Here is an 8,252-nt window from a genome sequence, read left to right as displayed (position 1 = left end):
TTCAGCTTTTGGAATGTATATACATTCCAAAAGCTGAATATAATAAATCATCCCATGTCTCGTAAACCAGCCGATACATACTCGCCTCTCTACTTTCTCGCATCCCTGGGCGCGGGGGGGGCTTTCTGTCACTTTCTTCATGTACCTAATGTTCTGGGTTCCCCATCAGGGCCGCCCTGTACCTGTCTTTGAAGATATTATGAGTGCATTCTCAACTGGAAGCGCACCCTTGCAAGCCGCGATTGTTATCGCGGTCCTTGGTATCATCGGAATGACTTTTCTCAACGTAAAGTCTCTACTGTGGAATTTTGCCGCCCTTGGCCGCTTCAAACAAACAAATGCTTATACAGAGTTGCGTCGCTCGAACGCCGAAACAACACTTCTCGCAGCACCGCTCGCCAGCGCGATGACAGTTAACGCTCTCTTCATTGTGGGCCTGGTGTTTGTTCCTGGGCTTTGGAACATTATCGAGTATCTGTTTCCGCTCGCTCTCCTGGCTTTTGGAGCACTTGGCGTCTGGGCTCTCGGACTCATCGGGCACTTCCTCGGGAGAGTTTTGAGCGAGGGCGGAATCTTTAATATGACCGCTCACAATAGCTTTGCCCAGCTCTTGCCAGCCTTCGCACTCGCGATGATTGGCGTTGGGTTCTCCGCTCCGGCAGCGATGTCGCTTACACCCGTTACTGTAGCGTTCTCTCTCGCCATCTCCACTTTCTTCGCTGTAGCATCACTTATCTACACAGTGGTCGCCCTCACAACAGCCTTTGGCTCTATGCTACACCACGGCACAGCACGTGAAGCAGGGCCAACACTTATGGTCATTGTCCCAATCGTGACCATACTCTCCATCCTGTTCTTGCGCCAAGATCACGGCCTTCATACTACTTTTGAGGGACACAGCAGTGCCGCGAGCACAATGCTATGGTTGACACAAATGATCTCGGTTCAAGTCGACTTTCTCTTGCTTGGCCTCACGGTCTTGCGCCGTCAGAACTACTTTGCGGATTTTGTTTTCGGTACAAAGACATCCCCTGGTTCCTATGCGCTGGTCTGCCCTGGCGTCGCATTCTCCGTCTTGATGCAGTTCTATGTGAACAAAGGCCTTGTGGCCGCAGGCGCGATCTCTGCTTTTGGCGTCGCTTACTGGAGCCTCACAGCCATCGCGCTCGTTTCGCAGGCGCTCATGGTCCTATTGGTGTTGCGCTTGAACAAGCAGCATTTCAGCCCAACGACAAAAGCCGCAGCCATCGCTGCAGAATAAAAAGCTAAGGATCACGGCGGGCTAGCAAGGCTCGCCGTTATTCGTGAGCAGCGGCTTGCAGCCTCACAGCTTTGGTAATATCGTTTTACCAATTCTAGCGAGAGTGCCCATGCCATTTCAGCCTGTTCAACCCGAAAAACTCAGTCGTGCAGTTGTTCGCCAAATTGAACAACTGATCCTACGTGGCATTCTGCGCCCCGGCGAGCGCTTACCACCTGAGCGTGACTTGGCCGAAAAGCTAAATGTGTCGCGCCCCTCATTGAGAGAAGCGATTGGCGAGCTTCAAGAGCGCGGCCTCTTGATGACCAAGGCGGGTTCAGGGGTCTATATTGCAGATGTTTTAGGGTCTGCTTTTTCTGAAGCACTGATAGAGCTTTTCTCGTCTCATGAAGAAGCAGTCTTTGATTACCTCGCCTTTCGGCGTGACCTTGAGGGGATCGCTGCTGAGCGTGCTGCGCGACTGGCCTCTGCAACCGATCTGAAAGTCATTAATCACGCTTATGAGCGCATGGCAAAGGCTGACAAACGCACTGGCGCCCAAAAAGAGGCAGAGCTTGATGCTGCGTTCCATATGTCCATCATCGAAGCGAGCAATAATGTCGTGATGCTACACATGATGCGCTCAATCTTTGATCTTCTCAAAGAAGGTGTTTTCTACAACAGGGCGCGTATTTTTCAACAAAACACAACGCGCGAAGAACTATTGGGACAACACCGCGCCATTAACGACGCCCTACAAGAGCGTAACCCTGCGGGCGCACGGCTCGCTGTTGAGAACCACCTCAATTTCGTAAATGCAGCACTCGCAGATCAGATCAAGTCAGACAAAAACGAAGATATAGCGCGTTTAAGATTTGAGCACGAACGAGAAGACTGAAGCAAAACAAAAAAAACCCAGCCGCTAGGGCTGAGTTTTTTGATTTCATTCAGAACGATTTAGTGAAGCTTTGCTTCGACTTGTGAAATCGCATCATCAATCAACTGATTTCCTGACGCAGCTGTCATCTGCTTAGCAACAACATCGCGTGCTGCCGCAACGGCGACGACAATCGCGCTGTCACGCACTTCTTTAACAGCTGAAGCTTCGGCACTTGCAATACGGTCCTCTGCGGCCGCCAAACGGCGTGCAATAGAGGTTTTAATATCAGCCTTGGCTTGGACAGCTGCTTCTGCTGCTTCGTCCTTAGCGGCTTCAATAATACGATTTGCTTGTTCCTGTACTTCTTTTTGCTTGCGCTCGTAATCGGCCAGTACTTGCTGTGCCTCTTCGCGCAGAGCGCGCGCTTCATCAAGCTCACTTTTAATGGTGTCTGCTCGGTTGTCGAGCATTCCGCCAATCATCGCTGGCACTTTGAAGTAAAAGAGAACACCGATGAAAACAAAGAACGCGATCGCAACAATCAGATCAGTGTTTCCAAAAGACCAGAAATACGCTGAAAAAGGGTTCTTGCTTGCAGCCATAGCGGGGCTAGCAGCAGTTAGGGCGAGGAGAATTGAAAGTTTCCGCATCTTCTTAGCCCTTCATCCGTGCCGTTACCGCTGCGGTAATGGATTTGGCATCAGCCGTTCCACCCATAGCTGCAACAAGTTCTTTCGCCGTATCTTTCGCGACGGCCTTAACGCTCTCGAGCGCACCCTCGCGAATGGCAGCAATCGCTTTTTCACCCTCAGCTGTTTTAGCTGTGATCTCGGCGTCAGCTTTGGCCAGCGCGACATCTAGGTCTTTCTGAATATCTGCCTTTGTATCGGCAATAATAGAATTTGCTTCGGTGCGAGCGTCTGCAAGAGCTTTGTTATAGGCTTCTTCCGCCTCAACTGCCTTTTGCTTCAGATCTTCAGCCGCTGCAATATCATTGGTAATCGTGCCCTGCCGCTCTGCCAAAACCGCCGCGATGCGGGGCAAGGCAACACGTGACAAAACAAGGTAGATCACGACAAGCGTGACCACGAGCCAGAAAATCTGGTTAGCCCAAGTGGAAAAATCCAGCTGGGGCATGCCTGGGGCCGCGTCGGCTGCTTGGCCTGCGGCGGCGTGCGTTTCGGTCGCCATGTTGGCCCTCCTTCGGGAACTTGCCTGATCACCGGACGAGCGCTATGCGCCCATCCGGCCGTAAGGATCGCTGTCCGAAAAAGTTAAACGGCGAACATAAGCAGAAGCGCGACGAGGAACGAGAAGATCCCCAGAGCTTCGGCAAAAGCGATACCGATGAAGAGAGTGGCTGTTTGTGAAGCCGCTGCTGAAGGGTTGCGCAATGCGCCGGCAAGGAAGTTGCCTGCTACGTTACCAACACCAATTGCTGCTGCGCCTGAACCGATAGCCGCGAGGCCTGCGCCGATGTGTGCGAGATCGCCTTCCATGTGAATTCTCCTTACGATTGGAAGTTTAGATTTCTTTCAAACCTTAGTGTGAAGGATGCAGGGCATCTTTCAGGTACACGCAGGTCAGAATGGTGAACACGTATGCTTGGATAAACGATACGAGAACTTCGAGACCGTACATCGCAGTGATTGCGAGCACAGACACAGGGCTGATCACGGCGATGGCCGCAAAACCTGCAAATACTTTAATAACAGCGTGGCCGGCCATCACGTTACCCGCAAGACGGATAGAGTGGCTAACAGGGCGCACGAAGTATGAGATGATTTCGATGATGGCGAGCACAGGGCGAAGCGCAAGAGGCGCGCTTGAAACCCAGAAGAGCCCGAGAAACTTCGCGCCGTTCTTCACAAACCCAACGATCGTCACGGTGAGAAAAACCAGCATCGCCAGAACAACCGTAACCGCAAAGTGCGATGTCGGCGTGAAAGACATTGGCAAAAGGCCAAGGAAGTTTGAGAATACGATGAACATAAACAGTGTCATGATGTAAGGGAAGAAGCCAACAGCATCCTTGCCCGCAACATCTTCAACCATCTTGTACACAAAGCCGTAAGCCAATTCTGCAACTGACTGAGCGCGTCCAGGGATCGTTGCGCGGCGCGAGGTTCCGAAAACCATCAGCGCGATAACCGCAACAATAGCCAACATCATCCAAAGCGTTGCGTTGGTGATTGTGAACATACCCATATGATCACCGCCGAACAAAGGCTTAACGATGAACTGATCCATCGGGTGGAATACGAGGCTGCTGCCTTCTGCGCCGTGTGTCTCAGTCGCCATGACTAACCCTTTTCGTCTCTTGCAGCCTGAGCTGCTTCTTGTGTCTTCTGGATCTCCTGCGCCGAACGAAGCATCGTCTTCACTCCGGCCGCAAGGCCCATAAATGTAAACAGCACCATGAATATGGGGAGTGTCCCAAAGGCCCAATCGAGCCCATATCCGATACCAAAGCCAAGGCCCAAACCAGCCACCAGCTCAATCACCATCCGCCACGCCAATTGCGCTTGAGAGTAGTGTTCATCCATATGATCTTTCGGAGCGTGCGCTGTTTTCACCGCTTTGATCCGCTTATCCAGCTCAGAAAGCTGATCATTTTCATTGCGGGTCGACACTTCAAAAGCCCCCATGGACAGTTGCAGCTTAGCTATTGCGCAGGGCAACGTGAGTCAAGTTGCGTTAGCACTAACACAAAAAATGACTAAGTAACTGATATTGATTAGTAATAGCCAACCACGAAACTCCAAAGAACTTCTGTCGCACCTGCCACAGCAGGCCAAAGACAACAAAAGCCTTATTCAACCAAACGGTTGACCATCTCAAACAACAAGAATGTTTGCCCCCAAAACTCTGCACCACCCGTCTCACCGGAAGCGCGCCAGACGAAAACACTTAACCAAATGGTTGACGAAATCCGCTCCAAGAGCGAGATAGAGCGATGTCTGATCAACTTGACCTTGCATTTTCGGCGCTCGCCGATCCAACCCGCCGCGCAATCCTCACGATGCTGCTTGAGGATGACATGGCTGTGACTGATGTTGCTGAGCCTTTTGAGATGAGCCTCGCGGCCATATCAAAGCACCTCGCCCTGCTCACCAAGGCAGGCTTGATCTCACAAGAAAAACGCGGGCGCGTAAAATGGTGCAAGCTTGAGCCCGATGCGCTGAAGCAAGCCTCTGTCTGGATGCAAGGCTTTGGACAGTTTGACCCTGTGAACCTAGATGATTTCGAACGGTTCCTTGAACGTGAGCTGCCAGACAAGTCTTAGTCGCAGCTCAAACGCTCTTTCAAAAATTTGGCAATAGCCTGCACTTTAGCAGTGCGGTGCAGATCCATATGCGTGATGAGCCAAAGGCTAGCGCCCCAGTCAGGCACGGGTCCAGCAATCTTAACGAGCTCCGGCATATATTCCTCAGCTCCCTCCGCCAAAAAGCCAAGCCCAACTCCCGCTCGAACGGCCGCATTGGCGATCTGATAGTCACCTGCCTTAAAAACGATTTGGTTTGGCTCAACGTGGCCTGTCAGCCATTTGTAATAAGGCGCGCCTGCGCTGACATCCGCACTCCCAACAAAGTGGTGACCCGCAAGATCGTCTAATCCAAGCGGCGTTCCATGAGCATCAAGATAAACCTTAGAAGCATAAAGGCTAACTTCCGCACGGCAGAGCTGCTGAACAACATTGTCAGGCTCTTCAGGTTTGCGCGCTGAAGCACGAATAGCGATATGAGCCTCGCCATACTCAAGCTTAAAAACGCGATCTCCGGCCAAGTAGCGAAGGCTCAGGCCCTCATGCATGTCTTGAAACTCTTTTAATAGCGGCACAATGCGCGGTGCAATTTCGGTTAGAGACGTAATCACCAGCTCTCCGCTGACAACACTACTCGTTCCGTGGATCAGGGATTCTAATTGTGCAAACTGTTCCTCCGTCGCTTGCCCGACGCGTAAAAGCTCATTGCCTGCTTCAGTTGGCGTATATCCCCGCGCATGCCGCTGAAACAGCTTTGCCTTGAGCCGATCCTCGAGAGCGTCAATGTGCCGAATAACAGTCGCGTGGTGGATTCCAAGAACATCCGCCGCTCGGCTTACTGTTCCTTCCCGCGCCACATGGTAGGCCGTTCTGATTTCATCCCAGTTGTCCATAATGCGGCCTGCCATTATCCTGTGTCGCGGTTCACGTCATCGACCCAGAGTAACGGCCGAATCCTTTGATGCAACGGTTCTACCCGCTATACGCAGGTGAAACGCAATCAGAACTACTAAATCAATACAAATGCTCGCAGGATTTGAAAATTTTGGCAGCTGTGTAGGGAAACTCGATGAGATCCACAAATCATCCCTAAACGCAAAAGGCTGCAGGTTATCGGCAGCCTTATGAAGAAACAGCGCCTCGTTTATCTGGACTTCAAACCAGTCACCAGAGCTCTTGAGGCGCTGAAACTATGATCTTTTGAAGATATTATGTTCCGTCTGACGATGCGACAGCTACAAGCGTGAGAAAGCCGATTGCGATAGCAATGCCTGCGCCGCCTGAACCAAGTGAGCCAGAAGAGCCGGCTGGAACTGGTGTTGTGTCAACGAACACGTCTGATTCCATAACAGCTGTATTTTTGCTGCCTGCTGCGGCGAATGTTGGGGCCGCAATCAGTGCGATTGCTGCGAGTTTTACGACAGTTTTCATATTGGTACCTCGGTTAAAAAATTGGCAATTACATAGAAAACATACCTCCCTCCCTCCATTGCATCAAGCGTATTGTCGCGCCAGCGTCTTTTATGCTAAAAATGTGGCACATATTTGCTGGCTCACACGTCCCACAGGACAACTTGACCACACCACCTCGACGCGGTAAACGTCTCACAATTATACGGAAGTCTCGAATCTTCCGGTCTCGCCAGTCGAGATCGCCCCCCGTCAGCGAGTTTCGCCCACGGGGGCTTATTTTCATTGGGCGGCCCTATTGTTTTGTAGGGTCAGAACGAAACGGTGAAGGAACCGAACGATGTTTGAGAATCTGTCCGAACGCCTATCGGGTGTCTTTGATCGCCTCACCAAACAAGGCGCGCTCTCGGAAGACGATGTTAAAACAGCGCTGCGTGAAGTCCGTGTTGCTCTGCTTGAGGCAGACGTGTCACTCCCCGTTGCCCGCGAGTTTGTCAAAAAGGTTCAGGATCAGGCTACTGGTCAAGCGGTCACAAAATCGGTCACACCCGGCCAGCAAGTCGTCAAGATAGTGCACGACGCGCTGGTGGATACCCTTAAAGGCGCTGAAGACCCTGGCCGCCTAAAGATTGACAACCCTCCAGCGCCAATCTTGATGGTCGGCCTTCAGGGCGGCGGCAAAACCACGACAACAGGCAAAATAGCCAAGCGTCTCAAGGAGCGCGAGGGCAAAAAAGTCCTTCTCGCCTCGCTCGACATCTACCGCCCCGCCGCGATGTACCAATTGGCCATACTCGGCGCACAGATCGGCGTTGATACCCTACCCATCGTCAAAGGTCAGACTCCAGTCGACATCGCCAAGCGTGCCAAGCAGCAAGCGGCGTTGGGTGGGTATGACGTTTATATGCTCGATACGGCTGGCCGCCTCCAGATCGATGAAGTCCTGATGAAAGAAGTGCAGGATGTGGCCGCCGTGGTCGATCCGCGCGAAACCCTGCTTGTGGTCGATGGTCTCACAGGTCAGGTCGCCGTAGAGGTCGCCGAAGAGTTCGACGCCAAGATCGGCATCACCGGCGTAGTTCTCACCCGTATGGACGGTGACGGGCGCGGCGGTGCTGCGCTTTCGATGCGCGCCGTCACAGGAAAGCCCATCCGCTTTGTTGGCCTCGGCGAGAAAATGGACGCACTCGAAACATTCGAGCCAGAGCGTATCGCGGGCCGTATCCTCGGAATGGGTGATATCGTTGCGCTGGTCGAGAAAGCCCAAGACACGATCGAGGCGGAACAAGCCGAGCGTATGATGAAGCGCTTCCAGAAGGGTCAGTTCAACATGAACGACCTCAAGATGCAGCTAGAGCAAATGCAGAAAATGGGCGGCATGGAAGGCATCATGGGCATGATGCCAGGCATGGGAAAAATGGCAAAGCAAGTGCAGGACGCAGGCTTTGACGACAAGA

11 protein-coding genes are annotated in these 8,252 nt (G+C 52.4%); 4 read left to right on the top strand and 7 right to left on the bottom strand.

Features of this window, described 5'->3' with window-relative positions; all coding sequences use genetic code 11:
* The first annotated feature begins 199 nt into the window (after positions 1-199).
* Both P8O11_RS09415 and P8O11_RS09410 read left to right on the top strand, forming a co-directional pair.
* Positions 200-1,261 carry a hypothetical protein gene (locus tag P8O11_RS09415; protein WP_367186864.1) on the top strand — a complete coding sequence of 354 codons (1,062 nt, stop codon included), beginning with the start codon at positions 200-202 and terminating at the stop codon, positions 1,259-1,261.
* A 109-nt stretch (positions 1,262-1,370) separates the two neighbouring features.
* Positions 1,371-2,138: a FadR/GntR family transcriptional regulator gene (locus P8O11_RS09410; protein WP_300293847.1), complete on the top strand. Its 768-nt coding sequence runs from the start codon at positions 1,371-1,373 to the stop codon at positions 2,136-2,138.
* Between the two features lie 59 nt (positions 2,139-2,197).
* Here the strand turns inward: P8O11_RS09410 and P8O11_RS09405 are convergent, their stop codons facing one another.
* The 5 genes from P8O11_RS09405 to P8O11_RS09385 form a co-directional block, all read right to left on the bottom strand.
* Positions 2,198-2,770 carry a F0F1 ATP synthase subunit B gene (locus P8O11_RS09405; RefSeq protein ID WP_300293846.1) on the bottom strand — a complete coding sequence of 191 codons (573 nt, stop codon included), beginning with the start codon at positions 2,768-2,770 and terminating at the stop codon, positions 2,198-2,200.
* A 4-nt stretch (positions 2,771-2,774) separates the two neighbouring features.
* Positions 2,775-3,311: a F0F1 ATP synthase subunit B' gene (locus tag P8O11_RS09400; protein WP_300293845.1), complete on the bottom strand. Its 537-nt coding sequence runs from the start codon at positions 3,309-3,311 to the stop codon at positions 2,775-2,777.
* 83 nt (positions 3,312-3,394) lie between these two features.
* Entirely contained in the window at positions 3,395-3,619 is a 225-nt protein-coding gene (locus tag P8O11_RS09395; protein ID WP_089892297.1) for a F0F1 ATP synthase subunit C, read from the bottom strand.
* 43 nt (positions 3,620-3,662) lie between these two features.
* Entirely contained in the window at positions 3,663-4,421 is a 759-nt protein-coding gene (locus P8O11_RS09390; protein WP_089892300.1) for a F0F1 ATP synthase subunit A, read from the bottom strand.
* A gap of 2 nt (positions 4,422-4,423) precedes the next feature.
* On the bottom strand, positions 4,424-4,753 hold the full coding sequence (locus tag P8O11_RS09385; protein WP_300293844.1) for an AtpZ/AtpI family protein: 330 nt from the start codon (positions 4,751-4,753) through the stop codon (positions 4,424-4,426).
* 323 nt (positions 4,754-5,076) lie between these two features.
* Between P8O11_RS09385 and P8O11_RS09380 the strand changes: the two genes are divergently transcribed.
* Positions 5,077-5,406 (top strand): helix-turn-helix transcriptional regulator, encoded by a 330-nt coding sequence (locus tag P8O11_RS09380; RefSeq protein WP_300293843.1) that lies wholly within the window; start codon positions 5,077-5,079, stop codon positions 5,404-5,406.
* Here P8O11_RS09380 and P8O11_RS09375 read toward each other — a convergent pair.
* A complete protein-coding gene (locus tag P8O11_RS09375; protein WP_300293842.1) occupies positions 5,403-6,293 on the bottom strand; it encodes a LysR family transcriptional regulator in 891 nt (296 codons plus the stop codon). The genes P8O11_RS09380 and P8O11_RS09375 overlap by 4 nt on opposite strands.
* A 301-nt stretch (positions 6,294-6,594) precedes the next feature.
* Complete coding sequence (locus tag P8O11_RS09370) at positions 6,595-6,816, bottom strand: hypothetical protein (RefSeq protein WP_300293841.1); 222 nt, start codon at positions 6,814-6,816, stop codon at positions 6,595-6,597.
* A 319-nt stretch (positions 6,817-7,135) separates the two neighbouring features.
* Here P8O11_RS09370 and ffh point away from each other — a divergent pair.
* On the top strand, positions 7,136-8,252 hold a 1,117-nt coding region (ffh, locus tag P8O11_RS09365), incomplete at its 3' end, for a signal recognition particle protein (RefSeq protein ID WP_300293840.1).

Source organism: Lentibacter sp., assembly GCF_029254145.1.
In the GTDB taxonomy this organism is placed as follows: domain Bacteria; phylum Pseudomonadota; class Alphaproteobacteria; order Rhodobacterales; family Rhodobacteraceae; genus Lentibacter.
This window is presented reverse-complemented; position numbering and strand designations above follow the sequence as displayed.